Origin of the sequence: Limnochorda sp. (assembly GCF_047459355.1) — a bacterium.
GTDB lineage: Bacteria > Bacillota > Limnochordia > Limnochordales > Limnochordaceae > Limnochorda.
Map to the genome: position 1 here is coordinate 1 of NZ_VSCV01000026.1, position 26,861 is coordinate 26,861.

Genomic DNA, 26,861 nt, shown 5'->3' on the forward strand with positions numbered 1-26,861 from the left:
GGCTCGGGCGGCGCCCGGTTCTTCGTGCCGCCCTTCTTCGACCCGCCCAACCCGGGTTCTGGAAGCGATCCGCCGCAGCGTAGGATGGCCGCTGACGATCGTGAGCCTCGTCTTCATTGCCTATGCCATCTTCGGCCGGTCTATGCCGGGCCTGCTGGTGCACCGGGGGTACTCCTTCAGCACCACGGCCAGCCATCTCTTGCTCACCTACGCGGGGATCTACGGAACCCCCCTCAAGATCATGATCCGGTACGTCATGATCTTCATGGTCTTCGGATCCCTCCTTCAAGTGGTGGGGGCCTCCGATGTGCTGGTGCGGTTCTCTCAGGCTATCGCAGGTCGGTTCACCGGCGGTCTCGGGAAGGTGGCGGTCATCGCAAGTGCCTTGGTCGGTACCGTTTCAGGGAGCGCGGCCGGGAACGTGGCGACGACGGGTGCTGTTACCATCCCGGCCATGAAGCGAGCCGGATACCCGGCCCACGTGGCGGGGGCCATCGAGTCGGTCGCCTCGACGGGAGGCCAGATCATGCCGCCCATCATGGGCGCAGCGGCCTTCTTGATGGCGGAATACCTGGGCGTGCCGTACGGGCAGGTGGCTCTCGCTGCGACACTGCCGGCCATCATCTATTTTCTGTCGGTGGGGATGGCTGTGGACCTCTACGCCCGGGCCCACGGACTGCGTGGCATGGCTCCGGCCCAGATTGAGCCGCTCCGCCAGGTGTTGAGGGAGGGGTGGCTCTACATCCTCCCGATCGGAGTCATCTTCGGCCTCCTCATCTTGGGCTACTCGGCTACATTCGCCGCCCTGGTGGGCGTCGGTTTGGCGCTTGTCCTGCTTGTGGTCAAGAGAGCGGGGCTTCGTCAGGTGCTGGCTGCCCTGGAGGAAGCGGGCCGGGGTGCGGCCACCCTCTGCATCGTTTCGGCGGGCGCAGGCATTGTGGTGGGCGTCATGCAGCTGACCGGGTTGGGTGCCCGGCTGGCCAGCGTCTTGGTTGACCTGTCGGCGGGTTCCAGTCTGGTCTTGCTTGTGCTTACCATGGTGGTTTCCATCATCCTGGGGATGGGCATGCCCACGACTGTTGTCTACGTCCTCCTTGTCTCACTGGTGGTCCCGGCTTTGGTGCAGATGGGTACGGCGCCGATCTCAGCCCATTTCTTTGTCTTCTATTTCGGTGTGCTGGCCGCCGTGACGCCGCCTGTCGCTTTGGCCTCCTATGCAGCCGCGTCCATCGCCGGCAGTTCGCCGGACCGGACCGGCTGGATGGCGTTCAAGATGTCGTTTCCATCCTTCATTGTCCCCTTCTTCTTCGCAAGCAACCCGGTCCTTCTTGGGCAGGGAGTGTGGCACGAGGTGCTGCGCGGGGCCGTCACCGCGAGTGTGGGCGTCTTCCTTCTGGCCATGGCGGTCATGAATTACATGCAGGGACCGCTCCGCTGGTGGGCGCGCCTGTTGCTGGTGCTGGCAGCGCTGCTCCTCATCGACCCAGGGGCGGCGACCGACGCGGCAGGCGTGGGCATGGTGATCATGGTATGGTTGCTCCAGGGACGAATTCGCCGGCACGGGATCGGGGTCGATGGCCCCACCGAGCTTCCCTTTAGCTAAGGTCCGGCGAAGGTGGTCGAGAGGCGTTTCGCTTGGTCGAGGAGGAGGGCTATGCGCAAAAGCCGGGTTGACGAAGTGTACGAAAAGATTCGCCAAGGGATCCTGGATGGTTCGTACCTGCCCTCCCAGCACCTGGTGGAGACGCACCTGGCAGAGACCTACGGCGTCGGCCGTCACATCGTCCGACTCGCTCTGGAGCGGTTGAGCGCGGAAGGGCTGGTCACCATCGGGCCCAATCGGGGCGCGATGGTGGCTCAGCTCACCCTCGAGGACGCTCTGGACATCCTTCTGGTCCGGGAGGTGCTGGAAGGGGCCGCCGCCAGGCTGGCCGCCGAGCGGGTGACCGCCCAAGACTTGAAAGTGCTCGAAGGGTGTCTGGCCACCATGCGGGAGGCGATCGACAAGGGCGAGCTGGACCGCTACTCCCAGACGAATGCCCAGTTCCACGCGGCCATCTACAACGCCTCCGGCAGCAAGAAGATCCCGAAGCTGCTCAATCTCCTGGGGGCGCGGATGGTCCGCTCCCAGTTTCGCAGTATGCTGATCCCCGGTCGGGCCGAGGCGTCGTACGGGGAGCACAGGGCCATCTTTGAAGCGCTCCAGGCGAGGGACCCGGAGCGGGCCGAACAGGCCATGCGCCGGCACATCGCCACGCTGCGGGAGACGATCCGCACTTCGTGGGACTTGGTTCGCAATTGATCGGTTCTGCCCGTGCTGGTGGCGGAGATTGGGGGGGTTCCGTCCGGGCGGGGGAACCGGGACGGCTTGTCGGGTTCCCCCCGCCCGACCGCGCCCTGGAACCCCTCATCGCTCCGCGCCGCAGAACGGTCCCGGGCTCGTCGAGGCTCAAGGTTTCCCATACGGGGCGTGCAGGATCTGGAACCCTTTCCGGACGTTCACCGACCCCTTGGCCTAGGAGACCCCATCTCAGCCCTTCAGACCCGCGGTGGCAAATGTACTCATGATCATCCGCTGGGCCAGGAGGAAGACGAGGAGGGCAGGGAGGACGCCCATGGTGGACGCGGCCATCATCAAGCCCCAGTCGTGACCCGCTTCCGAGTGCATGAATTCCCGCAAGGCGAGGGGAAGGGTCATCATCTCTGGGTCCGTCAGCACCAGGACGGGCCAGACGTACTGGTTCCAGGCGTTGATGAAAAATAGGATCCCCAATGCGGTGATGAAGGGACGAATCGTCGGCGTCACGATCTTGAAGAGGACTGTCAACTCTCCGGCTCCATCGATGCGTGCCGCGTCGAGCAGGCTCTGCGGGAACAGGCGCAGCTGCTGGCGCAGGAAGAAGATCCCAAAGGCGCTCGCCATCTGCGGGAGCACCGCTGCCGCGTACGTGTTGAGCAGGTTCCAGTCGGACATGAGCAGGTAGTTGGGGACCATGATGACCTGAATGGGGATGAACATGGCCCCAAGGCAGGCGTAAAAGAGCGGTTCACGCAAAGGAAAACGGTACCGGGCAAAACCGTAAGCTGCCAGCAGGCTGGTTGCCAGCTGCAACCCGGTGGTTACTCCGGCCACCACGAGCGTGTTCCACATGATCTTAAGCAGGTTGAAACTCTCGGCCAGCCGGCGAAAGTGGTCAAACGTGACGGTGCGGGGGAAAAGGGTGAGGTCCCCGGCGAAAATCTGCGAGGCCGGCTTGATGGCCGTTGTGAACATCCACCACAAGGGAAACAGGGAGACGATGGCCAGCAAGGCAAGAAAAATGGACCACACTGTGCGGACAGTGGGCGTCGTCGCGACGGACCAGTCTTCAGTTGCACGGTTACCGTTCCTCATAGGAGACCACCCGTTCTGAGACCAGCATTTGAACAGTCGTGATGACCAGGAAGAGGATGAAGACCACGAGAGCGATGGCGGAGGAATAGCCCACGCGGAACCACCGGAACGCCTGGCGCCAGATCTCGAAGACGATGTTGGTCGTCGCGTTTACCGGGCCGCCCTCGGTCAGCATGTGGACCGGGGTGAAGACATACTCGGCCGACATCAGGAGTGTGGCGGAGAGGACGAAAACCATCGTCGGCCCCAGCAACGGCAGGAGAATGTACCGCCATAGGGCGATGCCATCCGCCCCGTCCACGCGTGCCGCTTCCACCACCTCATGAGGTATCCCGCTCAGTCCGGCTGTCAGGAGCAGGAAGTTGTACCCAAAGGCTTTCCACGCCACGATGACCGCCACGGCGCCTAGAGCCGTCTTTGGGTTTGAAAGCCAGTTGACGGGGAACCAGCCGAGAGAGTCCCACACGGTTGCCAAGAACCCACCGATCGGGTTGTAAATCCAGAGCCAAATGACGGAGGCGGTGGCCAGCGAGATGATGTTGGGCAAGAAAAGGGCCACTCGCAAGCTCTGGCGCCACCGGCCCCGGAGATACGCCAGCCCGATGGTCGCAACGGTGGGAAGCACGAGAACTAGGACCGCCAGCCACAGGGCGTAAACAGCCGTGTTGACCAGCGCTTTGTGGGCTACAGGGTTCTGGATGAGTTCCACGTAGTTGTCCCAGCCCACGGGAGTCATGGTGGGGCTCACCATGTTCCAGTCAAAGAACGACAAGCGAACGGTCGACAGCAACGGGCGGTAGACAAAGAGACCCAGGCCAACAAGGGCAGGCAAGACGAAGAGATAGCCGCGCAGGGCTTCCCATGTTCCGAGGGATAGGGCGCGCGGGACTACCGCGCGCCCTCGAAGCGCAAGCCTCATTGGTTCAGCAACCTCCGGAGAACCCGTGCCGTCTCTTCCAACGTCGCCTTCACATCGGCACCGTTGAGGATGGCTTCACGGGCTTCAGCAAGGGTCGTTTCAGCCTCGAAACCCCGAGGTCCGGGGAAGGGGGCCCAAGGCACCGCGTCGGGGAGTTGTTCCAGGGCCGCCCGGACCAGCGGATTGGCCGCCATGTAATCCGCCAGGTAGCGCGGATCGTCTTCCACGCCACGCACAATGGGGAGGTAGCCTGTGCCCTCCACCCAGATGGTCTGACCTTCCTTGCTGGTCAGGAACTTGATGAACTCGTACGCAGCCCGCTGCTGCGCGGGATCCTTGGCGAAGATAAACAGGGCGTTCCCGCCTGCCGCGACCCGCCGCGGTTTGTCACCCCAGGTCGGGAAGGGAGCCGTCCGCAGATCGAACGAGACCTGCTGGGCAAAGGTGGACATGATGGCGGAAGTCTTGATGTACATTCCCAGCCGGCCGGCCACAAAAGCCTGCTCTTGCTCCGCATCGGTGACAACGGGCAGCGTCCGATCCTTCTGGGCGAGATCCTGCCAGAACTGGTAGACCTCGATGACCTCTGGGGAGTCGATAGCAACCCGGCCATCCGGGTCAATCAGCCAGCCACCATTGGATTCCACCATGCTCTGTGGGATCCAGTTGTTGGCACTGGTGATCTGGATGCCAATGCCGTATTGCCCAGTCCTCTCACGAATGAGCTTCGCCGCCTCGCGAACCTCCTGCCAGGTAGAGGGCGGGTTGTCAGGGTCAAGGCCGGCCTGGCGGAAGAGGTCAGCATTGTAGTACAGCAGCGGCACGCTCACAGCCAGGGGGATGGCCCTTTGAACACCATTCTCATCCTGGCCCAGGCCAAGGATGCCTTCTACGAAGCTATCCAGGTACGCGTTATACTCGGGATCAATGCTCTCGAAGGAAGCGATCGGTGTATGAGGGATTTGGTCAAAGGCGAAGAGCCGGTAGTTGTAACCGATCTGGGCGACGGCAGGGGGATTGCCGGCTGCAAGAGCAGCTTGGAGGTTGTTCAGCAGGCCCCCGTAGTCTCCCTGCTGGAACCGGTCCGTGACTTTGATATCGGGGTGCTTCTGCTGAAAGACGGCGATGGCTTCCTTGACGGCGTCACCACCGAACGTGGCCGAATTGATGTGCCAGTACTCGATCTGGACGGGCTGGGCGAAGGCCACGCCCATGCTCCACGCCGAGAGGAATGCGACAGCGAACAGGCTTACCAGCAGGCGCAAAGGCCTCGAAAGCATGGCGGGAAATGCCTCCCTTCGCAGTCTTACCGGGTGTTGGTGGGAACTGCTCAGCACAGAATGCCACAAGGCCTTGATCCCGAAGACAGACTTAGGTTGTTTCGGCCCCTCTCACCCCTCTCGGTGGCAAACCCGAAGTAAGCCACTGGCGCACGATGCGCAGGGCCTCCTGAGGATCTTTCGCTTGCGAAAATGGGATCGACGGATCTTCCAACCAGCCTTCCACGGGCCACGTATCCACGCCGACAACGGGTATGTCGTGCTTGAGGGCAAGGCTGAGCTCGGACAGCGTGCCCAGTTCCCCGCCAACAGCCACGACCACGTCAGCGGCCAGCACCACCAGAACGTTTCGGGCCTGGCCCATGCCAGTAGGAAGGACAATGTCAATGAAAGGGTTGGCGGCTTCCTTATGAATCCCCGGAAGCAACCCGATGGTGCGTGCCCCCCCGCGCTTGGCACCACGGGCAGCTGCTTCCATGACACCTCCTAGGCCGCCACAGACCAGGTCCGCAGGCAGGGTGGCGATCCCCTCGCCCACCTCTTCGGCCCACTGGGCGAGTCTGGGGGAACACTGACTGGCTCCGATCACAGCCACGCAAGGGCGTCTCGTTCGCCTGGGAGAGGTTTGGTGGATCTCGCTCGACACTTGCTATCCCTCTTCGAACGTCATGATCCGCGCGCTGGTTACGGGTCCTCGCGATAGTACTCCTCACAAAAGTCGAGAGGTGTTCCGTCTTCGACATACACCACGCCCAGGAGTTGAAGGATGGGGTCCCCTGAGCGGACACGAAGGACATCAGCTAGATCTGAAGGACACGGGATGGAGGCCAGGTCCCTCGAGGCACGAACAATGCGCAGGCCGTAGCGCCGTTCAATGAGTTCATAGAGAGAGCCTTCGGCGAGGTTCTCTTCGAGAATACCTGGACAAAGATCAGCCCGGAGGTGGCTGGTGTTATAGCCGACGGGCTCGCCGTCCGCGTAGCGAATGCGGCGTACGCGTATCACCGGATCCCCTGGCGAAAGATGCAGTCTCGCAGCGATTTCATCGCTGGCTGGGATCTCCCGGGCCTCCAGAAGTTTGGATGATGGGCGAAAACCTCGATTTCGCAGCTCCTCCGTGAAACTGATCATGGAGACAAAGCGTTTCGAGACCCGTGGCGGAGCCACGAAGGTACCTTTGCCGGCCTGGCGATAGATGAGGCCTTCCTTGACCAGATCGTTCAATGCCAGGCGGACGGTCATCCGGCTGACCCCGTACTGGGCCTGGAGCTCCCCTTCACTAGGAAGCCGTGTATGGGGCGGCAGCTTCTCCTCGACGATGTAGTTCCGGAGAAGATTGCGTAGCTGGTGGTAGAGTGGAACTGAGTCCTCGCGGTGGAGCTCCATGAGCGTAGCCCCCGGGTGGAACCTGTTATAACGTTATACCCTTTCGGTGTGTGAGCGAGTGTTCCTGCTGGGTCGCGTCCGGGTACGACCGAGAAGGAACCTAACGGCCACTTGAGCCACGCCTTCGGCGGAGAGCACGCCCCCGATCTCTATAGGGAAGAGGGTGAACGAACGTGGGTTGGGGACTCGTAGGTGACACGCGGGCCGACATGGCCTCCAAGTGCCGCGGAGCTGGTCCTTGGTCTGGTAGCTCCTCCAATGGGGCCGCTACTTCCAGCGGGTTGGTCGGAGGCGGTCCCGCGCGGGCCACCAGCCCTTTGTGACTAAGATCCGCGTCGGCGACATCAAGTAGGCGGTTGTGCGTGAGGAGGGACCGGTCTCCAGTGCGAGCGCGATAGGCCTGGATCAACGCTCAGGGAGCGGACAATTTGGAGATCGACAGGTGCAGGGCCGATCCGGAGATGGAAAGAACATGCTCGGCGATGCGACGAGTGATAGAATGGCTGCAATGGTGAACGGAGCTTGATGGTGTCGCCTATGGGGGCGATCTTTACGGCAACCTTGTTCCTAGCCCTGATCTACGCCACCTTCATCAGCCTCGGCCTCCCTGATTCGCTGCTAGGCGCCGCCTGGCCGGTCATGCAGCCGGACCTGGGTGTGCCCTACAGCTTTGCCGGCGTCATCTCCATGCTCATCGCCGGGAGCACCATTATCGCCAGCTTCTCCAGCGGCTCCCTGCTGCCGCGCTTCGGTTCGGGGGCGGTCACCCGGGTGAGTGTGGCCCTTACGGCCGTGGCTCTCTTCGGCTTCTCCCAGGCACCGTCCCATGGGTGGCTTCTGGTCCTGGCCGTTCCTTTGGGGCTGGGCGGGGGCGCGGTGGACGCTGCCCTCAACCACTTCGTGGCCACCCACTACGCGGCCCACCACATGAACTGGCTCCACTGCTTCTGGGGCGTGGGCGCGATGACGGGTCCTTTGATCCTCTCTCGTTTCATCGCCCAGGGCGGTGACTGGCGGGGAGGGTACCTCATCATCAGCCTCATCCAGATCGGGCTAGCGGCCATCCTGTTCGCGTCGATCCCTCTTTGGCGGCGGATGGAGGGGGAGCGACCCGCTGCAGGTGCTCCCGTTCGGGAGGCGGCTCGTCAACCAGGCGGGGATGAGGGCCAGACGGCGGAGAGCGCTCTCCAGGCCCGCTCCTTCACCCTGGGCCGCCTTCTCCGGCTGCCGGGCGTGGCGCCAGGTTTGCTCGCCTTCTTCCTGTACTGCGGCCTGGAGGCCACCATGGGCCTGTGGGGGAGCAGCTTTCTGGTCAGGGCCCGGGGCTTCGACCCCGTCGCGGCGGCCTTCGGCGTCTCCCTGTTTTACGGCAGCCTCACCTTCGGGCGGTTCGTCTCTGGCTTTGCCTCCATGCGGATGAGCAACCCGGGGCTGATCCGGGCAGGGCTGTGGACCATCCTGGCCGGCATGGCCGTGATGTTCATTCCGGTGGGCGGGGTGGTTCCTCTGGTGGGCTTTGCCCTCGTCGGGCTGGGGTGCGCCCCCATCTACCCCGCCATGCTCCACGAGACGCCCCGGCGCTTTGGTGAGGCCGCGGTGAGCCTGATCGGCATCCAGATGGGGGTCGCCTACACAGGCACCACCTTCCTGCCGCCTGCCTTCGGGTGGATCACCGCGGGGCGGCACCTGGGCTGGCTGCCGGTGGTCGTCCTCCTGTACGCTTCCCTGATGCTCCTGGCCACCGAGGTGGTGGAACGGCGAACGGCCTGGGCAGCGGCGGAGGGGCCGGGCTCCCCTTGAGCCTCTTCCTGGGAAGGAATGCCAAACGCACCTGCCTAACCTCACCCGCGAACGGTCCAACACGGCAGTGCATGGAGGGAGCGGCGTGGTGAAGCTCTTGCGTAGGTTCTCGACGACGCTTCTCGCCTTGGTTCTGGCCCTCTCCGCCTGGGCGCCGGCCCTGGCGGCCGATGAGGCGGCCAGTCCCGTGCTGGTCCAGATCCTGGCCATCAACGACTTCCACGGGCAGCTGGATGAGGGGCGCATGGTCTCGGGGCGGCCCGTAGGAAGCGCCCCGGTGCTGGCGGCGTACCTCCAGGAACGGATCGCTGAGAACCCGGCGGGGACCCTCTTGGTCCACGTGGGCGACATGGTCGGGGCGAGCCCGCCCATCTCCGCCTTGCTCCAAGATGAGCCCACCATCGAGTTCCTCAACGTCATGGGCTTCGCCGTGGGCACCGTGGGGAACCACGAGTTCGACGAGGGCCTGGAGGAGATGCTCCGGCTGATCCACGGCGGCCGCCACGAGGCGACGGGCTACTTCCCCGGCGCGGCCTTCCCCTACACGGTGGCCAACGTGGTCGACGCGGCAACAGGGGATCCCATCCTGCCGCCCTACGTGATCAAGGTGGTCAACGGGGTGCGGGTGGGCTTCATCGGCGTGGTCACCACCGAGACGCCCTCCATCGTGGTGCCCAGTGCAGTGGCCGGCCTCCAGTTCCTGGATGAGGCCGAGGCCGTCAACCGGTGGGTGCCCGAGCTGCGGCGGCAAGGGGTGGAGGCCATTGTGGTCCTGGCCCACCTGGGCGGCTTCCAGAGCCAGGACGGCACGATCGAAGGCCCCATCGTGGACCTGGCCCAGCGGGTGGACGACGCGGTGGACGTGATCCTCGCGGGCCACACCCACAGCTTCCTCAACAGCCGGATCAACGGCAAGCTGGTGGTCCAGGCCTACTCCAGCGGCACCGCTTTCTCGGATGTGGACCTGGTCATCGATCCCCAGACGGGCGATGTGGTCTTCTCCGTCGCCTCCGTGGTGACGACTTGGGCCGATCAGATTGAGCCCGACCCGGCCATCCAGCGGCTGGTCGCCCAGTACCAGGAGCGGGTTGCGGACCGGGTGGCCCGGGTGGTGGCCGAGGCCCCCGAGCCCATCACCCGTACCGCCTCGCCGGCTGGGGAGTCGGCCCTGGGGAACCTCATCGCCGATGCCCAGCGCTGGGGCCTGGGGACCGAGATGGCCTTCATGAACCCCGGCGGCATCCGGGCGGACCTGGACGCCGGCCCCGTCACCTGGGGGGAGCTGTACGCCATCCAGCCCTTCAACAACCCCATGGTGAAGCTGGAGCTGACGGGGGAGCAGATCCGGCGGCTCCTCAACCAGCAGTGGCAGTCTGAAAGCGACGGATCCATCCGCACCCGGTTCCTCCAGATCTCGGGCCTCAGCTACACCTGGGATGACCGGCGCCCGGTGGGCGACAAGGTGGTGGAAGTCCGGGACGAGGCGGGCCGGCCCCTCGATCCGGACCGGCGGTACACGGTGGCCGTCAACGGGTTCCTCGCTGAAGGCGGCGACAACTTCACCGTCTTCACCGAGGGGACCAACCGCGAAGCGGGCCCCATCGACCTGGACGTGCTGGTGGCCTACCTTGAGCAGCTGGACGGCCCCGTCACCGCGGCTGTGGAGGGCCGGATCCAGCGGGTCGACGGGTAGAGCCCGACGGATCGTTGCGTCAGGGCTTGGGAGCCATCCCTCCGGCGGGGGATGGCTCTCCTTTTCCGGGGGAAGCTCGCGGGGTTCGGAGAGGAGCTCCCGGGCCATGCTCGACCCCATGGGTTGCGCTTCAAGGTGTCTGAGGGATGAGCCGGCGGGCAAGAATTGGTATGATGCTCCTAAAGCATCTCGCCCGGCGGGGAGGCGGGGCCTGCCGGGAGCCGCGGCCAAAGAACGCCGCCGAGGACGGAGGAATGATGGTGAGCTCGTACCGGACGATCCACAGCGAGCATGTCCACTTTGCGTGGGACAACAGCCTGACCCCGGTGGCAACGGTGGCGCCGGGGGATGAGGTGGAGTTTGAGGCGAGGGATGCTTCCGGCGGCCAGCTCTCCGCCCAGTCGAGCGCGGAGGACGTGGCCCGGATCGACTTCGGTCGGGTCAACCCGGTGACGGGCCCCGTCTTCGTCGAGGGGGCCGAGCCGGGCGACTCCCTGGTGGTGGAGATCCTCGAGCTGGAGGGGAGCGGCTGGGGGTGGTCCGCCATCATCCCGGGCTTCGGCCTCCTGGCGGACGACTTTGCCGAACCCTACCTGCACCTCTCCCGCTACGACAGGCAGTGGGTGGAGTTCACGCCCGAGATCCGCCTGCCCTTCCGGCCCTTCCCGGGCACCATCGGGGTGGCGCCGGCAGAGCCTGGGGCCCACTCCATCGTGCCGCCCCGGGCCGTGGGCGGGAACATGGACATCCGGGACCTGGTGGCGGGCGCCAAGCTCTACCTGCCTGTCCAGGTGCCGGGGGCCCTCTTCTCCGTGGGCGACACCCATGCCGCCCAGGGCGACGGCGAGGTCTGCGGCACCGCCATTGAGACGGCCATGAAGGTCCGCCTCCGCTTCGGGCTGGAGAAGGGGACGAACCAGCGGCTGCCCCGCTTCGAGCTTCCCGGGGCGCCGGGGCCGGCGGTGAGCGAGAAGGGCTACCACGTCACCTGCGGCATCGGACCCGACCTGATGGAGGCGGCCAAGGACTCGGTGCGGGAGATGATCGAGCTCATCGGCCGGGAGTACCGGCTCGATCCCCCGCTGGCCTACGTCCTCTGCAGTGTGGCCGCCGACCTGAAGATCTCCGAGGTGGTGGACGCGCCCAACTGGGTGGTCTCCTGCTACCTGCCCCGGGCCATCTTCCGGTAGGCCGGGGCACCAACCGAGCCCACGACGCGCGACCTCACAAAGGGGGCCAGGCACCCGTTGACGCCGAACCATGCGCAGCCTCACCATCCACGCTTCCACAACCGGATCGCGGTGGTCACCGGCGCGGCCCGGGGGATCGGCCGGGCCATCGCCGTGGAACTGGCCCGGGAGGGGGCGGCCGCGGTGGTGGCTCTGGATGTGCTGGAAGAGGACGGGCGGGCGACGGCCCGCCTGGTGGCGGAGGCGGGGCACGGCGCCGGGACCCAGGGCCTCTTCATCAAGGCGGACGTCACCCGGCCCGAGGAGCTGGAGGGGGCGGCGGCCGAGGTGCGGGCCCGCTTCGGGCGGTGCCACGTGCTGGTGAACAACGCGGGCATCAGCGGCCGGCACGTCGGCGACGGCCCGGTCCACGCCTGCAGCCCGGAGGCGTGGGAGCGGGTGCTGGCCGTCAACCTGACGGGGGTCTTCCTCGCCAGCCGGGCCTTCATCCCCTTGATGCTGGAGGAGGGCGGGGCGGTGGTGAACATCGCCTCCGACGACGCCCTCCAGGGGAGCCTGCCCCCCAACGACACCCACGCCTATGCCGCCAGCAAGGGCGGCGTCATCGCGCTCACCCGGGCCATGGCGGTGAGCTACGCCCAGGCGGGGATCCGGGTGAACGCCATCGCCCCCGGCTGGGTGGCCACCCCCATGACCGCCGACATCCGCTCGGACCCCCAGGTGGCCGCCCGTCTGGCCGGCGCCTCGCCCTTGGGCCGGATCGCCTCCCCTGAGGAGATCGCCCGGGCCGTGGTCTTCCTGGCCTCGGAGGATGCGTCCTTCGTCACGGGCGCGATCCTCCCGGTGGAAGGGGGCGCCACCATCTGGTGAAGGGGTGGCGCCCCCGGGCAGGCCGGGCCTGAGCGCGGCTCCATCTTCATCAATCCTTCATCCTCCCCAGCGGACGGCTGATTACAATGAAACCGGAACTCGAATTGAGTTCGATTTCCCACCAGCGATGGGAGGATGCACAGGATGTATCTGCGCATCGACCGGCTCCAGATCGAGCTGCCCCAGCCCAAGGAGGCGGACCCCAACGCGGCGGCAGCCGTTCAGGAGCTCTTGGGTGGCCGCTTCGGTGAGATGTCCACCCTGATGAACTACACCTACCAGTCCTTCAACTTCCGCGGGCGCGACAAGCTTCGGCCGTACTACGACCTCATCGCCAACATCGCCACCGAGGAGCTGGGCCACATCGAGCTGGTGGCCACCACCATCAACCTGCTCCTCTCCGGCAGCACCCAGCCGGCCTCGCCCGAGGACGCCCCGCTGAAGGTGGTCAAGGATGTGCGGAACGTCCACCACTTCATCAACACCGGGCAGGCGGCTCTGGTGGGCAACGCCATGGGCGGGCACTGGAACGGTGATTACGTCTTCTCCAGCGGGAACCTGATCCTGGACCTGCTCCACAACTTCTTCCTCGAGGTCGGCGCCCGCATGGCCAAGCTGCGGGTTTACGAGATGACCGACAACCCGGTGGCCCGGGAGATGGTGGGCTACCTCCTGGTCCGGGGCGGGGTCCATGCGCTGGCCTATGCCAAGGCGCTGGAGACCCTGACGGGGGTTGAGATCCCCAAGCTCTTGCCGGTGCCCAAGATCGACAACAGCAAGTTCCCCGAGGCGCGCAAGTACGAGCAGATGGGCTTCCACCGGAAGCTGTACCGTTACAGCCCGGAGGACTACAAGGAGATCGCCAAGATCTGGAACGGCCCGTCGCCCGACGGCAGCGGCGACCTCGAGGTGGTGGACGGTCCGCCCGAGGGCGGTCCCGTGCCCAACCTGCCCGAGGTGCCCGAGGTCTTCGCGCCCGAGTACGATCCTGCCGAGATTGCGGAGATCGCTGCCCGGCTGATGAAGGGTTGACGGCCAGGCGGCACGGGATCCGGCGGGGTCCCGTGCCGCCGCTCCGTTCCCTACCGGTCGCACCCAGGATCACGTATAATGAAAAGAAAAGTCGATCTGAGTTCGAGAGGAACGGAGCGGAGTCTTCTATGGAAAGCCACGGCCGGCCCATCCGGATGACCCTGCAGCGCCAGGCGGTCCTCGACGTGGTTCGCCGCTCCCACGATCACCCCACCGCCATGGAGATCTTCGAGCGGGTCCGGGCTGAGCACCCCACCATCGCCTACAGCACTGTCTACACCGCGCTCCACGCGCTGGTCGAGGCGGGCCTGGTCACCGAGATCCGGCTGGGCGGGCATGCCACCCGGTACGATGGGCGGACCGAGCACCACCACCACCTGGTCTGCACCGGCTGCGGGCGGGTGGTGGAGGTGGAGGCGGAGCTCTGCCACTGCCGAGTCGAGACCATCGCTGAGCAGACAGGTTTCCAGGTGCTGGACGCCCAAATCGAGCTGAAGGGCCTCTGCCCCGAGTGCCAGTCGCGCGGGGAGCCTGGGCTCCCAGAGGGTCATGACGCCATGGGACGCGGTCGGAAGTCTTCCTGAATCCAGCCTGTCGCCCGGTGAAGCTTCGGTGGCGGGGCTCGTGACCGCAGATTCAGCCCTCGCCGGGGAGCTGGCGCCCCTGTTGGGCCCCGAGGTAGGGCTGGTGGTGCTGGATCCGGCGGCTGTCCTCTCCTGTCCGGCGCCGGTCCACCTGCTGGTGATCGACAGCCATCTCATTCGCCCGGCCCGGGCCCGGTGGTTGAGCCGGGCCTGCCTGCCCCGGCTCCTCCTGGTGCGGCGCCGGGAGCTGGACCGGCTGCCCTGCCTGGGCCAAGCCATAGCCGCCGGCACCGTCGATGACCTGCTGGTTTGGCCCTGCCACCAGGTGGAGCTCCGCTGGCGGGTGGAGCGCCTGCTTCAGCAGGGAAGGGAGCAGCGGCTTCTCTGCGGGGCGGTACTGGTGGATCAGGCCCGCCAGGAGGTCTGGGTGGCGGGGGAGCCCATCCGCCTCACGCCCAGGGAGTTTGGGGTCCTCCGGGAGCTGGCCCGCCGGTGCGACCAGGCCGTCGCCCGCCGGGAGCTTCTGGCCGCGGTGTGGGGTTGGGATGAGGCCCATGCGAGCAACGTGGTGGACGTGACCGTGGCCGGTCTGAGGCGGAAGCTGGCCTCCCGGGCGGGACTGATCCAGACGGTCCGAGGCGTGGGTTACCGCTTGGCCTTTCCGGTGCCGAACGGGTGAGGGCTGGCGGGCGGGAGAACTGGAGGCCCGACGGCCGGACGCTGGAAGGCTGAGGCCGGACAGCTCCCGAGCGCGGCGGGACGGTGGCCGGTGAGCCGTGCCCGGGGGCTAGGCGTTGCCCACCGTGGAGTAGTGGACGCCCACCTCGGGCAGGCCTGAAGTGCTGGCGCCCTGGCGGCGCTTGCCGGAGCCGAGGACGTTCTCGGGGGCCCGGTCCGCCGTCCGCACCTGGGGGATGCGGAAGAACTCCTGGAGGATGAGGATGCCCGCGCCCAAGGCGCACGCCTCCTCGCCCAGGCTGGAGGTGACGATCCGGGCCCGGCTGAAGGGGAAGGGGAGGGCCCGCTGCTCCGCCACCCGCCGCACGGAGTTGAGGACGTGGTGGCCCGTGCTCCCCATGGGGCCGCCGATCACCACCAGCTCGGGGTTGAAGGTGTTGATGGCGTTGGCCACGCCGATGCCCAGGTAGTTACCCACCTGGGCCAGGCCGGCGATGGCCCAGGCTTCGCCCTGGTCGGCGGCGGCAAAGACCTCGGCCGGGCTCTTGGGCGCGGCCTCGCCCAAGGTCTCCCGCACGTACCGGAGAAGAGCCCGCTCGGAGACGAAGGTCTCGAGGCACCCTCGGTTCCCGCAGGTGCAGAGGGGCCCCGAAGGGTCGATGGTGGTGTGGCCCATCTCCCCGGCGGTGCCGGCGCTGCCCCGGTAAAGCTCCCCGTCGAGGACGATGCCCGTCCCCACGCCCATGCCGATGCTGAAGTAGAAGAGGTCGCTCACATCCTGCGCGGCGCCCGCCCAGAGCTCCGCCAGTGCGCCGGTGTTGGCCTCGTTGTCCACCACGATAGGCACCTGGAACCGCTCCCGCAGACTCTCCCCCACGGGCACGTCGGTCCAGCCCATGTTGGGCGCGATGATGAGCCGCCCGCCCGGGTGCTCCACGGGGCCGTGCACCCCCACCCCGATCCCCAGGAGGCCCAGGGGGGTCTCGGGCACGGCGGCCACCCCTTCCGCGATCAAATCCCCCAGGCGGGCCAGGTCCGTCGCCGCATCGGTGCCCGGTTCCCGATCCACCCGACGCTTCCAGATGGTCTTGGCCTGGAGGTCCAGGACCACCACCAGCAGGTAGTCGACGGCCACATCAGCGCCCACCACCAGCCCCGCCTGGGCGTTGAGGGCGAGCAGCCGGGGCCGGCGGCCGCCGCTGGAGGTACCCATGCCCACCTCCCGGACCAGGTGCCGGCGGATCAGCTCGTCGACCAGGACGGAGACGGTGGTCTTGTTCAGGCCGGTCAGCTTGGCGATGTCGGCTCGGGAGAGCGGGCCCTGCACCCGCAGCAGATGAAGGACAATCCCTTGGTTGAAGGCTTTCACGAGAAACTGGTCTGCCGTGGATGCATAGGGGCCCATGCCGCCACCTCCGAAAGGGTGATTGCGCCAACTTACTCCTTGGGGGTCGGGTTGCCTACCGTTTCAAAGGACCAGGCCAAAGAGACGGGATACGAGGCTATTCTAACGCCTGGTCATCCGTGATGCAAGGAACAGGCTCCGGGAGGGAGGAGACTCTTGAGCCATGTCGTATAAGAGTCAATAGTTGGTTGGGGAAACAAAGGAGGTGTCCCGGTGGCGTTGCGGGATCTCCGAAATCAGGCGACCCTTCGGCGCGGCAGCGATTTGGCAGCGTTCCTGAAGTCGTTCACCCTCGACCCCCGCTTCTCCGTGGGGGTTTGGTATTTCAACCCGGCGGACAACCGGTTCCACGACCCCTACCAACCTGTCCTCTCCATTGAGGAACGCCTGGAGCGGATCGCTTCTCTGGCGCCCCTGGGGGTGGTGGGGGTTGAAGCCCACTATCCCAACGAGATCAACGAGGAGAACCTGGATCTCTGGAAGCGTTTCAGCCAGGAGACCGGGATCCGGATCGTGTCGGTCATCCCGCTCCTCTTCCGGGACGCCGACTTCGAGTTCGGCTCTCTCTCCTCGCCGATCCCGCAGGCGCGCCGCAAGGCGATCGACCGCACCATCCGCAGCCTCCAGCTGAACAAGGAGCTGAACACCGATTTCATGGTGGTCTGGCCGGGCATCGACGGCTTTGAGCAACCCTTCGGCGCCAATTTGGCCGACGCCCGCCGTCGCTTCATCGATGGGCTGGTGGAGGCCATGGAGACGGTGCCGGGGGTGCGGATCGCCTTCGAGCCCAAGCCCTACGAGCCCCGCGGCCGGATCCTCTTCGGGACCACGGCGGAGGGCCTGCTCTTGGCCGAGCGGGTCGAGGCCCAGCTCCAGCACCCCGAGAACCGGAAGCTCCTGGACGAGGGCCACGCGCTGGTCTGCCTCAACCCCGAGGTGGGCCACATGCTCATGGCCTATGAGGACCTGGCCTACAGCTTCAGCCTCATCCTGGAGGCGGGGCGGCTGGCCCACACCCACTGGAACGCCCAGCCCCTGGGCGGCTACGATCTGGACCTGCCGGTGGGCATGGTGGCGCCGGAGCAGCTGGAGGCGGCCCTCTACACCCTGAAGACCCACGGGTACCAGGAGCTCTTCGGGCTCGACCTCAACCCCGAGCGGATGCCGCCCGAGGAGGCGGTGCGGGCCTCCATCGAGGCGATCCGGGCCGCCTGCGACCGGATCAACGAGCTGGATCACGAAAGCTTGGTTTGGGCGGCCGAGCACCCCGACCAGGCTCGGGGCTGGGTGGAGCGGTACCTGGTTCGGGCCAGGGCACCCCATCCCGAGCGATTTGAACCTCTCCCCCGGCTGGGCCGGGAAGGGTAGGCCGGTGGGCGCCCCGTCCCCCTTGGGGCGCCACCGTCTCGGGGCGCCTGGCTGGGAGGGCGGGGCTTTGCTTTTCGGCCTTGCGAAGGGAGGGAGGCTCGGAAGGTTCAGATGAGGGCGAGGGGCAACCAACTGGCTGGTGTCGCTTCGAGGAACCGAAGGATGGGAAGGGAGGTTCTTTCACGGTGAAGGTCCGAAAGATCACGTGGGCTGTGACGACTCTGCTCGTGGTGGGCATCTTGGTGCTGGCGGCCAGCCCTGTGGCGGCCCAGCGGAAGAGCCTGGAGATCTGGCACATCTTCACCAACGAGCACGAAGCGGCTGTGATCGAACGCGCCGTGGAACGCTTCCGGGCTGACTATCCCGATGTGGATGTCACCATCACCGTCACCGACAACGACACCTACAAGACCAAGCTTCAGGTTGCCATGGCTGCCGGCACTCCTCCGGACGTCTTCAACTCCTGGGGCGGCGGCTGGCTGGAGGCGTACGTCGACGCCGGCATGGTCCTGCCCCTGACCGAGGCGCTGGCCAAGGACGGCTGGGGCGACATCTACGTGCCCGCCTCCTTGGAGCTGGCCAAGTTCGGCGACGACTACTACGCGGTGCCTCTGACCCTGGCGGTGGTCGTCTTCTTCTACAACCAGCAGCTCTTCGATCAGTACGGCTGGGAGCCGCCTGAGACCTGGTCCGAGCTGCTCGACCTGGTGGCCGACATGCGCTCCAAGGGGATTATCCCCATCTCCCTGGCCAACCGGACCAAGTGGCCGGGCGCCTTCTACTTCATCTACCTGGCCCACCGGGTGGGCGGGCATGAGGTCTTCCTCAACGCGTACAACCGGGTGCCGGGCTACGGCTTCGACCACGAGGCCTTCGTCCGGGCGGGCGAGCTGATCCAGGAGCTGGTGCGCGCGGGTGCCTTCCCGCCGGGCTTCAACGGGCTGGACCACGACGTCGGCCAGGCCAGCGCCCTCATGTACTCGGGGCGGGCGGCCATGCACCTGATGGGCTCCTGGTTCCCCGGCCAGGCGCGGGCGGAGGACCCCGAGTTCGGCCAGCACGTCGGCTGGTTCCCCTTCCCGCGGATCGAGGGCAGCTCTGCTGACCCGACGGAAGTGGTGGCCGGCGGCGACCTCTTCTCGGTGGCCTCCACCACCAAGCACCCCGAAGAGGCCCTGGCGCTCCTGCGCTACATCACCGACGAGCAGACCGCGGCCGACTGGACTCGGGCCACCGGCCGGCTGCCGGCGGTGATCGGCACGCCCATCGACGATCCTATGACGGCCGACCTGATGGCCTACCTGGAGAACGCGGGCTACATGCAGCTCTACTACGACCAGTTCCTGCCGCCGGAGCTGGGCGAGCTCCACAAGGATACGACCCAGGCCATCTTCGGCGGGACCATGACCCCCCTCGAGGCGGCCCGGGCCATGGAGGCCAAGGCCAAGGAACTCCTGGACTAAGGGCCCTGTCTCGAAGGCTGTAAGCTCTGCCGGGAGGGGCGGCCTCGCCGCCTCTCCCGGCCTCCGGTGCGTTGTGACGGCGAAGGGAGCGGTTGATGATGCGCAGCGCGGTGGCCCGGCGCCGCAGCGCCCAGTGGATGGCGTACGCTTTCCTCCTGCCGGCCCTGGCGGTCTACCTCACCTTCGTGGTGGGGCCCATCCTCGTCTCCATGTACTACAGCCTCTTCGACTGGTCAGGTGTCAGCCCCCGGGCCACCTACGTGGGGTTGCAGAACTTTGCCCGGCTGATGGGGGATCGGGTCTTCTGGCAGGCGGTGGGGAACAACCTGGAGCTGATGCTCCTCTCCATCCTCACCCAGATGCCTTTCGCTCTGGCGCTGGCCCTCCTGATCACCAAGGGCCTCCGGGGGATGCGCTTCTTCCGCACGGCCTACTTCGTGCCCCACATGGTGCCGACGGTCGCCATCGGTATTCTGTGGATCTACATCTACGACCCCACCATGGGGTTGCTCAACAACCTGCTGGGTGAACTGGGGCTTTGGCGGTGGCAGCGGGGCTGGCTGGGCGAGGAGGCCACGGCCCTCTATGCGGTGGTGGGGACCATGGCCTGGCAGTTCATCCCCTTCTACATGATCCTCTTCCAGGCGGCGCTGGTCGGGATTCCCCAGGAACTCTACGAGGCGGCCTCCATCGACGGGGCGACGGGGACCAAGGCGTTCCGCTACATCACCCTGCCCCTGCTCAAAGGGACCATCCGGACCGCGGTGGTCCTCTCGCTGGTGGGCTCCCTCAAGTACTTTGACCTGATCTACATCATGACCATGGGCGGGCCCAACCACGCGAGCGAGCTGATGGCCACGTACATGTTCAAGACGGCCTTCAATCAATTCCGCATGGGCTACGGCAGCGCGGTGGCGGTCATGTCCTTCCTGATCGCCTTCGTGGTCAGCTCGACGTTGCTCTACTTCACCCAGTTTCGGCGGGAGGATTGAGGATGTCCACGCGAGGAATGGCCACAGCAACGGTGCAGGTGGGGCCCACGCCCCGGGTGAGCCGCTGGCCCATCTGGCGGCAGCGCCTCTCGACGTTGATGAGCTATGTGCTCGCCCTGGTCTGGTTCGTGGTGGCCTTCACACCCATCTTCTTCATGGTCTTGACCGCCTTCAAGACCATCCGGGAGTTCCTCATCAGCCCCTGGGCGCTCCCCTCCCAGTGGAGGCTGACCAACTTTGCGTCCGTTTGGGCGAGCCGGTTCCCCACCTACCTGACCAACAGCCTGATCGTGACAGGGGTCTCGGTGCTGCTCATCGTCGCCTTGAGCAGCCTGGCGGCCTACGCCTTCGCCCGGATGGCCTTCCCCGGCAAGCGCCCCTTCTTCCTCCTCATCCTGGCGGGCATGATGATCCCCATCCACATCACCTTGATCCCCGTCTACATCCTCACCCAGTGGATGGGCGTCTACGACTCCATCCTGGCGCTCATCGGGCCGTATGTGGGCTTCGCCCTGCCCATCTCCGTCTTCATCCTGACCGAGTTCTTCGCCCAGATCCCCAAGGAGCTGGAGGATGCAGCCCGCATCGACGGCTGCACCCCCTTCCAGACCTTCTACCGGATCACCCTGCCCTTGGCGACGCCGGCGCTGGCCACGGTGGCCATCTACAACCTGATCGGCGCCTGGAACGAGTTCATCTTCGCCTCCGTCCTCCTCCAGTCGCCTGACGCCTTCACCCTGCCATTGGGCCTGCGCCAGCTCTTCGGCCAGTACGGCATCGACACGCCGGCGGTGATGGCGGCGGTCACCCTGGGGAGCCTGCCCACCATCCTGCTCTTCATCCTCTTCCAGGAGAAGGTGGTGAGCGGCCTCACCGCCGGAGCCCTCCGCTCTTAAGGGTTGCTCCTGGGGGTTCCGCCGGCCGGTCCGGCCGCGCGGGCCCTTCTTGCCCAGCAGACCAGCGAACGCCGACGAACCCGACCGCGGGGAGGCCTCCGCCAGGAGGTCTCCCCGCGTCGGGCTGGCGCCACCGGCTCCGCCGGGCCGGTTGGAACTCCCTTTCCGCTAGGGGCTTTCCCTAGGGGCAGCCCCCGGCGGGTTGGAGCCGCCGTTCGGTGAGCCGGCCCCGGCAGCGGCCGCAGCGGTAGGCCTGGCCGCCGTGGGGCAGGCGCCGGGAGCGAGGGTAGACCTGCCCGCAGGGGCAGGTGTAGACCCAGCGGATGGTGCGGGGCGTGGCCCGCTCCCGGGCGTACCGGGCCACCCGGCCGCCCCGCCGGCGGATCTCCTCCATCCACCGCCGGAAGGCGGGGCCGTGCCCGGGGACCAGCAGGTGGATCATCTCGTGGAGGAGGGTCATGCCTACCTCGCCGGGGTATTTCCGGTGGTAGTGGGTGGAGAGGCGGATGATCCGCTCCTGAGGCTTGCAGAGCCCGGCCGAGGCGGTGAGCCGGTTGCTCCACTCCAGGGTCACGTCCGAGACGGGCGGGAGCCGGCCGTCGAAGTAGGCCTGCCGGTATGTCTCGTAGAGGGCCTGAAGCTCCTCGATGGAGGGTAAGGGAACAGCTTCATGGGACGCGGGATGGCTCATGCCCTCTCTCCTTCGCCGGCCACGGGCCGCTCCCTGCGGGGACCAGCTGACCTCAAGGCCGGGCCGCCGCGGCCAGGAGCTGCCGGGGTCGGTGGACCAGGTGGGTCTCCAGGGCCTGGCCCACCTCGCGGCGCATGGCCTCCACCGAGCCGGGGGGCGGGAGGGTGACCAGCACCGAGCCGGACCACGACGCGGCGAAGGTTGCCTCCCGCTCGACCGCCATGCCCCAGGAGGGGTCGGCCAGGAGGAACCGCCCGCCCCGGCTCCCCACGAGGACGGCAAAGTGGGGTTGGGGGAGAGCCAGGTGGACGATGACCGGCAGGCCCGTCTCCGCCTGGTACCTCACCAAGGCGTCCAGCTCCATCCGGTAGCCTTCGCTGATCAGGCCCAGGCGGCGCATGGCCTCCCGGAGCGAGCCCAGGGTGTAGCCGGTCTGGGCGGGGTCCGCCGCCTCGGGCAGGTGGGGCCGGGCCAGGGCGATCACCGCCTCTTCCGTGACGGGAAGGCCAAAGTAGGTGGTGAGCAGGGTGGCCACCGCCGCCGGACCACAGGTCGTCCAGTCCGTCTGGATGACCACCCCCTCCTGCCGCAGGTCCAGGTGAGAACGGCGCGCCCCATCATCCCCAGCCTCCGCTGGGGTCGGCCCGCTTCCGGCCACCAGGAGAAGGACGGTTGTAGCGATGAGCTGGCGGAGGCGGCGGGGCCGCCGTGGGGGAACGGCCGCCGGCGCGGGCCAACGGGCCTCGGGCCGCACCCCGCGGCAGGATGGACCCCTCTCCCAGGGGATTGTGGGCCTCTTCCCGGTCGTTCCTGTCCTTATCGTCCATCGCCCTCCTTTCGGGAGTGCCGGCCTCCATCGGAGGCGCCAGTGATGCAGGCTCTTCGGCGATGTGGGCCCTTAGGTGACAGACCGCTTCTCTGGCTGAGGTGTCCGCTGTCGCCGCCGGCACCGGCGGAGGTGCCGGCGGGTCCACTCCACGCCCGCGAAGAGGGCGCAGAGCCCGAAGAACTCCTCCAGCCGGGTGGGCGGCGCCTCCAGCCCGAGCCAGCGGGGGAGGGCTGCCAGCCCGGCCAGGCCCACGGGGGTTGGGTCTGCCAGGAACCACCATGGGGTACCCGCCGCCAGCTGGAGGACCACCCGGCGGAAGGGAGGGAGGGGCGCCGCGGGTGGGATGGGAAAGCGGGGCTCATCCACGATCTGGCTGCCCAGGAGGCCGGCGCTCATGGCCAGGAAGAGGAGGCGGAAGCGGCTCAGGGCCTCCCCGGCCATCCCGGGGCCGCCCAGCCACCGGGCCAGGAGCCCGTAGACGAGGAACGTGGTCATGTGGAAGGCGATCACGGGGGTGATCCACTCCAGGGTGACCCGAGGAGGGCCGGCGGGGCCCTCCTCGTGGATGAGGACGATGCTGGTCTGGACGTACCAGGCACCCAGGCCGGCCAGCAGAGGCATCAGGGCGAGCAGCCAGTCGAACCAGCCCATCCGGGCCCCTCCTTCACCTCAAGAACGGCGGTCCGGCGTCGCGGCCGCCGGCAAGCCCTCAGAGCAGCGTTACCCCGGCGGGATCAGAAGAAGATGTCCCACCAGAACTTGATGGCTCCACCGACCTCTGCCGCCTTGAACGCGGCTCGACCGGTCATCTTGGCCACCGTCTTCAGGCACGAGGGGCTGCGCAGGCAGGCGAGGGTGAGGCGGGCACCGATGATGAGGAACTGGATCATCTCCCCGTCGACCGCCTGGAGCTCCGCTGGGGTCAGCGGGGTGACGCCGGGCCCCTCGGGAAGCGCCAGCCCAGCCGCGGCCAGCGGGACGGGGCTCACCGGTCCAGGGGCGGCGGGGGCGGCTGCGGCGGGTACCGAGCCGACGGCCAAAGCCAGGATCACGACGGCGACGAGCATCCCGTGCCAACGACGCCATCCATACCGATTCATGGTCATCCCTCCTCGTGGCATTCCATGGTTTTGCGCTCCCAGGGCTCACCAGCGGCCACGTGACACCGGACCGAAACGGTGACGCTTCACCAGCCCCAACCCCAGACGAGGTGGAACGATGGGCGGGCCTGGCCCGCCTGAATGGCCTGGCGCCCCCCCCAACCCCAGAGGGGTTGGCCCGGAAGGGCCGGGTGCCGGTACAGGGTGAGGGAGGCGACGGTGGTGGGAGCCTCGTGGGGACGGTCGATCACGTCGATCTGGACGGCCACACTGGCGTGGCGGTTGGCGAGAAAGGTCGCCCCACCGGACCAGCCGTAGGTGACCGGCCTCCCCGGCGCGGCCTGGGCCGAGGCGGCCACCTCCCAGGCCAGGGGATCCTGCAGCCAGACGGCCCTGGCCTCGAGGCCGTACCCCACCCGTCCTGGCGCGGGCCCCAGGGGGAGGTAAGCCTCCAAGCTCCAAAGCTGCTGGTCGCCCAGCCACCGCCACTCGGTGGCTTGGATCAGGCCCCAGCCCACCTGGTCCAGGCTGAGGCGCCTCTCGGAAGGAGCACCGTCCAGCCGGGCGGCGAAGTGGGAGCCGGCCAGGCTGATCTGGAGGGCCCGATGCCCTCCAAGCGGGTGCTCAAGGCTCACCTGAAGGGTTTGCTCCAGGGTTTCCAGCCGGGTCCCGTCGGCCAAGACGGCCCCGTCGGGGGCCACGGCGAGGCTGACCGCCAGCCGGGGCGCGGCGCCCACCGGGGCGTACAAGAGCGGGTCAATCTGGCCCCGCGCCCCGCCGGGAAGGACGAGGTGGAGTCCCAAGATCAGGACCAGCCGCCCGACCCATGATCTCTGGCCCACACCGAGGAGAACAGCCTGTGCCCGCACCGCCAGCCACCTTCTCTCCGGAAGATCCAGGAAGCGCAGGCCCACCATACCAGGGGCGCGGGGTGAGGTCACACGGCGAGGCTTGCGGATAAGGAAGGCGCCCCCATCCGGCCCCGAGCTCCGCTCTGCAGGGTGGCTCGGGGGCAGGCTTTGGGGTTCTTGCTCGCCGGCACGGGGGTCGGGGAGGCCTCGGGCCTCTGGCGGCCTCTTCCCGGAGGTGGCTGGGAGATGGGGTAGGTGAGCGTCAAGGGATGGAGGCCGCCTGGAAGGAAGCTGAGGCGTCAGGCTCGCCGGTTTCCGCCTCGCGGCCCCGTCCTGGGCTGGATAATCGCCCGCCGGGCTCGGGACGGGCCAAGCCCGAGAGGGAGCCGCTGGGGCCGTTCGCCCATTCCGTGCGGGCCTTGAAGCCGACCGGGAACGGCTCCTTGACGAATCAACGACTCTTTATATGATGAAGGTGAGGGGTGAGGGAAGGGGTGATGGCCATGGAGCAGGGGGAGCGGCACCTGGGCGTGGTCCGGGCGGCCAAGGCCCTGAGCGACCCCGTCCGGGTGCAGATCCTCCATCTGATCAGCCAGGGCAGATCCGGGTGGAACCTGCCCACCGATGAGGGTACACCCGACGGGCTGTGCGTCTGCGAGCTCCAGGAGCACCTGCAGCTGGCCCAATCCCTAGTCTCCTACCATCTCCGCATCCTGAAGCAGGCTGGGCTGGTGAGCGAGGTGCCCCGGGGCCGCTGGACCTACTACGTTCTCAATCCCACGGGGTTCGAAGCCCTCCATCACTTCACCCGGGCCCTGGTCGCCGCCCCCCTCACCCTCTGACCGGCAGGGCGGCGGCCCTTCCGCCGCCCAGGGGAACCGGGGTCAAGCGCCCCCGGTCGGCCTGTTCAGGTCCAAGGGATCAACATATCTTGATGTAACGGGGAGGTGCCGTTCGATGGTCCCCTATGGCGACCCGCTGCTCTGGTACGCGGAAGAACGGCTTGAGGAGTTCCGTAAGGAAGCGGCGCGTCAGCGGGAGGCCCGCCGGCTCCTCGCGGACGACCCGCACCCCGCAGCCGGTGAAGAGGGCGCCGTCTGGCGCCTGGCCGGGCGGCTGCTCCGCCTGATCCCTGCTGGACCCAGACCCAACACGGCGGCCAAACCCGAAGGTCCGGCTGTCGCCGTGGCCGACCCGCGCTGCTGCGAGACGTGCGCGGGTGGGTAGCCTCCCCGACCACAGGGCGGACCCGACAGGGTCCCCGAGGTGAGCCCTCAGCCTCCAATCCGTCCACCCGGGCGATCCGCCCGGGTTTGATCGTCTCTTTCGGTGAGCATCCCCGCGCCCCGGGGCGGCTGGAGGATCAGGCGGGAGCCGGCATTTCCCGGGAAATCCAGCCCGAACCCGCGAAATCCGACGCCCAGGAAGACCGGGGCACCCGGCCGCCAGGAAGCGGATTGGGGAACCGCCTGGGCTGGTGGGCCCCTTCCCCGCCTGAACCCCCGGCCAGCAGGCCCGCCCGGGTTTCCCGGCGAAGAGGGAGCCAACCTGAGACCGTGGAGGTGGGTCCATGGCCGACGAGGCACCCCCGTCCCTGCTGCAAGGGCTGAAGCAGACCCTGATGCCCGTGGCCGGCAGGCTTCCGGCGTACACCCGTCTTCTGGCCCGTCTTTACCGGGATCCGGCCACCTCCCGACGCCAGCGCCTCTGGCTCGCCGCCGGGCTGGGCTACTCCCTCTCCCCTGTGGACCTGATCCCCGGGCTCATTCCCGGCCTGGGGCAGCTGGACGATCTCTACGCGGTCCTGAGCACCCTCAACCGGGTCTTGGGCCAGCTTCCCCCGGAGCGGCGGGGGGCTCACCTGACGGCCGTGGGGTTGGACCCGTTGGTGCTGGAGGAGGATCTGGAGCGGATCAGGGCGGCCATGGGCCTCTTGGTCCGCGCAGGCCTCCGGGGTGCCGGCCGGGCCCTGGCGTGGACCCTCCGCCAAACAGGGGCTCTGGGGGGCGCCACCCTCCGCCTGGGCTGGCGGGCAGCCACCCGTCTCTGGCGCCGGACAGGCCGGACCCGTCCCGACGCACGCCCCGTCCCGGGAACCTCCCAACCGCCCGAACCCCATCAGCCCGATCCCCGCCTCGCCTGAAGGGTTCCCGCCGGCAGCCTGGGCGTCGCCCCGCGCCGGGAACCCGTCCCTTCAGGAAGGGATTTCCAGAGCTGAAGGGGAAGGTACGCCACAAGAGGTCAGACCATAGATTCAGAGAGGTTAGACCAGTGGAGGCGAGGGCGGTGCCCGCACCCCTTCGACCCTCAGCGGCCGAACTGGAGGGCCGGCTGATCGAGGCCATCCTGGCCGGCCAGTACCGGCCGGGCGACACCCTGCCGGCGGAGCGGGAGCTGGCCCAGAGCCTGGGTGTGGCCCGGCCCACCCTGCGGGAGGCCC

At 67.4% G+C, this 26,861-nt stretch carries 28 protein-coding genes; 17 read left to right on the top strand and 11 right to left on the bottom strand.

Annotated elements, in window-relative coordinates:
• The first annotated feature begins 67 nt into the window (after positions 1 to 67).
• Both FWJ67_RS08860 and FWJ67_RS08865 read left to right on the top strand, forming a co-directional pair.
• Positions 68 to 1,603 (top strand): TRAP transporter permease, encoded by a 1,536-nt coding sequence (locus FWJ67_RS08860; RefSeq protein ID WP_414482719.1) that lies wholly within the window; start codon positions 68 to 70, stop codon positions 1,601 to 1,603.
• Positions 1,604 to 1,654: 51 nt separating this feature from the next.
• Positions 1,655 to 2,302 (top strand): GntR family transcriptional regulator, encoded by a 648-nt coding sequence (locus tag FWJ67_RS08865; protein WP_414482387.1) that lies wholly within the window; start codon positions 1,655 to 1,657, stop codon positions 2,300 to 2,302.
• 228 nt (positions 2,303 to 2,530) lie between these two features.
• Here the strand turns inward: FWJ67_RS08865 and FWJ67_RS08870 are convergent, their stop codons facing one another.
• The 5 genes from FWJ67_RS08870 to FWJ67_RS08890 form a co-directional block, all read right to left on the bottom strand.
• Positions 2,531 to 3,394: a carbohydrate ABC transporter permease gene (locus FWJ67_RS08870; protein ID WP_414482386.1), complete on the bottom strand. Its 864-nt coding sequence runs from the start codon at positions 3,392 to 3,394 to the stop codon at positions 2,531 to 2,533.
• Positions 3,381 to 4,313: a carbohydrate ABC transporter permease gene (locus FWJ67_RS08875; RefSeq protein ID WP_414482385.1), complete on the bottom strand. Its 933-nt coding sequence runs from the start codon at positions 4,311 to 4,313 to the stop codon at positions 3,381 to 3,383. Before FWJ67_RS08875 ends, FWJ67_RS08870 begins: the two co-directional genes overlap by 14 nt.
• Entirely contained in the window at positions 4,310 to 5,593 is a 1,284-nt protein-coding gene (locus FWJ67_RS08880; protein WP_414482713.1) for an ABC transporter substrate-binding protein, read from the bottom strand. Before FWJ67_RS08880 ends, FWJ67_RS08875 begins: the two co-directional genes overlap by 4 nt.
• Before the next feature lie 91 nt (positions 5,594 to 5,684).
• A complete protein-coding gene (locus tag FWJ67_RS08885; protein ID WP_369686571.1) occupies positions 5,685 to 6,239 on the bottom strand; it encodes a TIGR00725 family protein in 555 nt (184 codons plus the stop codon).
• Positions 6,240 to 6,277: 38 nt separating this feature from the next.
• Positions 6,278 to 6,979 (bottom strand): GntR family transcriptional regulator, encoded by a 702-nt coding sequence (locus FWJ67_RS08890; RefSeq protein WP_304173618.1) that lies wholly within the window; start codon positions 6,977 to 6,979, stop codon positions 6,278 to 6,280.
• Positions 6,980 to 7,516: 537 nt separating this feature from the next.
• Between FWJ67_RS08890 and FWJ67_RS08895 the strand changes: the two genes are divergently transcribed.
• The 7 genes from FWJ67_RS08895 to FWJ67_RS08925 all read left to right on the top strand — a co-directional run bounded on the left by FWJ67_RS08895 (position 7,517) and on the right by FWJ67_RS08925 (position 14,827).
• Positions 7,517 to 8,779 (top strand): MFS transporter, encoded by a 1,263-nt coding sequence (locus FWJ67_RS08895; RefSeq protein ID WP_414482714.1) that lies wholly within the window; start codon positions 7,517 to 7,519, stop codon positions 8,777 to 8,779.
• 85 nt (positions 8,780 to 8,864) lie between these two features.
• The gene (locus FWJ67_RS08900) at positions 8,865 to 10,472 is read left to right on the top strand and encodes a bifunctional metallophosphatase/5'-nucleotidase (RefSeq protein WP_304173289.1); all 1,608 of its coding nucleotides are present in this window, start codon (positions 8,865 to 8,867) and stop codon (positions 10,470 to 10,472) included.
• Between the two features lie 257 nt (positions 10,473 to 10,729).
• The gene (locus FWJ67_RS08905) at positions 10,730 to 11,662 is read left to right on the top strand and encodes an acetamidase/formamidase family protein (RefSeq protein ID WP_369686565.1); all 933 of its coding nucleotides are present in this window, start codon (positions 10,730 to 10,732) and stop codon (positions 11,660 to 11,662) included.
• 57 nt (positions 11,663 to 11,719) lie between these two features.
• Positions 11,720 to 12,532, top strand: coding sequence for an SDR family NAD(P)-dependent oxidoreductase (locus tag FWJ67_RS08910; RefSeq protein ID WP_304173285.1), 813 nt, complete (start codon positions 11,720 to 11,722; stop codon positions 12,530 to 12,532).
• A 144-nt stretch (positions 12,533 to 12,676) separates the two neighbouring features.
• Positions 12,677 to 13,564, top strand: a complete 888-nt coding sequence (locus FWJ67_RS08915; RefSeq protein WP_304173283.1) for a manganese catalase family protein — start codon at positions 12,677 to 12,679, stop codon at positions 13,562 to 13,564.
• 128 nt (positions 13,565 to 13,692) lie between these two features.
• Positions 13,693 to 14,148, top strand: coding sequence for a Fur family transcriptional regulator (locus FWJ67_RS08920; RefSeq protein WP_414482351.1), 456 nt, complete (start codon positions 13,693 to 13,695; stop codon positions 14,146 to 14,148).
• 40 nt (positions 14,149 to 14,188) lie between these two features.
• Positions 14,189 to 14,827, top strand: a complete 639-nt coding sequence (locus FWJ67_RS08925) for a winged helix-turn-helix domain-containing protein (protein WP_304173280.1) — start codon at positions 14,189 to 14,191, stop codon at positions 14,825 to 14,827.
• A 108-nt stretch (positions 14,828 to 14,935) separates the two neighbouring features.
• Here the strand turns inward: FWJ67_RS08925 and FWJ67_RS08930 are convergent, their stop codons facing one another.
• Positions 14,936 to 16,231: an ROK family protein gene (locus FWJ67_RS08930; protein ID WP_414482350.1), complete on the bottom strand. Its 1,296-nt coding sequence runs from the start codon at positions 16,229 to 16,231 to the stop codon at positions 14,936 to 14,938.
• A 213-nt stretch (positions 16,232 to 16,444) separates the two neighbouring features.
• Here FWJ67_RS08930 and FWJ67_RS08935 point away from each other — a divergent pair, with 213 nt between their 5' ends.
• The 4 genes from FWJ67_RS08935 (at position 16,445) to FWJ67_RS08950 (ending at position 20,950) form a co-directional block, all read left to right on the top strand.
• Positions 16,445 to 17,599 (top strand): TIM barrel protein, encoded by a 1,155-nt coding sequence (locus FWJ67_RS08935; protein WP_304173276.1) that lies wholly within the window; start codon positions 16,445 to 16,447, stop codon positions 17,597 to 17,599.
• A gap of 185 nt (positions 17,600 to 17,784) precedes the next feature.
• Positions 17,785 to 19,062: an extracellular solute-binding protein gene (locus FWJ67_RS08940; protein WP_414482349.1), complete on the top strand. Its 1,278-nt coding sequence runs from the start codon at positions 17,785 to 17,787 to the stop codon at positions 19,060 to 19,062.
• 98 nt (positions 19,063 to 19,160) lie between these two features.
• On the top strand, positions 19,161 to 20,054 hold the full coding sequence (locus FWJ67_RS08945) for a carbohydrate ABC transporter permease (RefSeq protein WP_414482715.1): 894 nt from the start codon (positions 19,161 to 19,163) through the stop codon (positions 20,052 to 20,054).
• A 2-nt stretch (positions 20,055 to 20,056) separates the two neighbouring features.
• On the top strand, positions 20,057 to 20,950 hold the full coding sequence (locus FWJ67_RS08950) for a carbohydrate ABC transporter permease (protein ID WP_304173270.1): 894 nt from the start codon (positions 20,057 to 20,059) through the stop codon (positions 20,948 to 20,950).
• Positions 20,951 to 21,131: 181 nt separating this feature from the next.
• Here the strand turns inward: FWJ67_RS08950 and FWJ67_RS08955 are convergent, their stop codons facing one another.
• From FWJ67_RS08955 to FWJ67_RS08975, 5 genes are all read right to left on the bottom strand, one after another.
• Positions 21,132 to 21,641: a SprT-like domain-containing protein gene (locus FWJ67_RS08955; protein ID WP_414482716.1), complete on the bottom strand. Its 510-nt coding sequence runs from the start codon at positions 21,639 to 21,641 to the stop codon at positions 21,132 to 21,134.
• Between the two features lie 52 nt (positions 21,642 to 21,693).
• Positions 21,694 to 22,218: a C39 family peptidase gene (locus tag FWJ67_RS08960; protein WP_304173266.1), complete on the bottom strand. Its 525-nt coding sequence runs from the start codon at positions 22,216 to 22,218 to the stop codon at positions 21,694 to 21,696.
• 321 nt (positions 22,219 to 22,539) lie between these two features.
• A complete protein-coding gene (locus FWJ67_RS08965; protein WP_304173264.1) occupies positions 22,540 to 23,121 on the bottom strand; it encodes a hypothetical protein in 582 nt (193 codons plus the stop codon).
• 83 nt (positions 23,122 to 23,204) lie between these two features.
• Entirely contained in the window at positions 23,205 to 23,570 is a 366-nt protein-coding gene (locus FWJ67_RS08970; protein WP_414482717.1) for a hypothetical protein, read from the bottom strand.
• 86 nt (positions 23,571 to 23,656) lie between these two features.
• Positions 23,657 to 24,439 carry a hypothetical protein gene (locus FWJ67_RS08975; protein ID WP_304173260.1) on the bottom strand — a complete coding sequence of 261 codons (783 nt, stop codon included), beginning with the start codon at positions 24,437 to 24,439 and terminating at the stop codon, positions 23,657 to 23,659.
• Between the two features lie 464 nt (positions 24,440 to 24,903).
• On the opposite strand from FWJ67_RS08975, the gene FWJ67_RS08980 reads away from it, so the two are divergent.
• The 4 genes from FWJ67_RS08980 to FWJ67_RS08995 all read left to right on the top strand — a co-directional run.
• On the top strand, positions 24,904 to 25,263 hold the full coding sequence (locus tag FWJ67_RS08980; RefSeq protein ID WP_304173258.1) for an ArsR/SmtB family transcription factor: 360 nt from the start codon (positions 24,904 to 24,906) through the stop codon (positions 25,261 to 25,263).
• Between the two features lie 115 nt (positions 25,264 to 25,378).
• A complete protein-coding gene (locus FWJ67_RS08985) occupies positions 25,379 to 25,648 on the top strand; it encodes a hypothetical protein (RefSeq protein ID WP_304173256.1) in 270 nt (89 codons plus the stop codon).
• Between the two features lie 343 nt (positions 25,649 to 25,991).
• Positions 25,992 to 26,564: a YkvA family protein gene (locus FWJ67_RS08990; protein ID WP_414482718.1), complete on the top strand. Its 573-nt coding sequence runs from the start codon at positions 25,992 to 25,994 to the stop codon at positions 26,562 to 26,564.
• Between the two features lie 143 nt (positions 26,565 to 26,707).
• On the top strand, positions 26,708 to 26,861 hold a 154-nt coding region (locus FWJ67_RS08995), incomplete at its 3' end, for a GntR family transcriptional regulator (protein WP_414482720.1).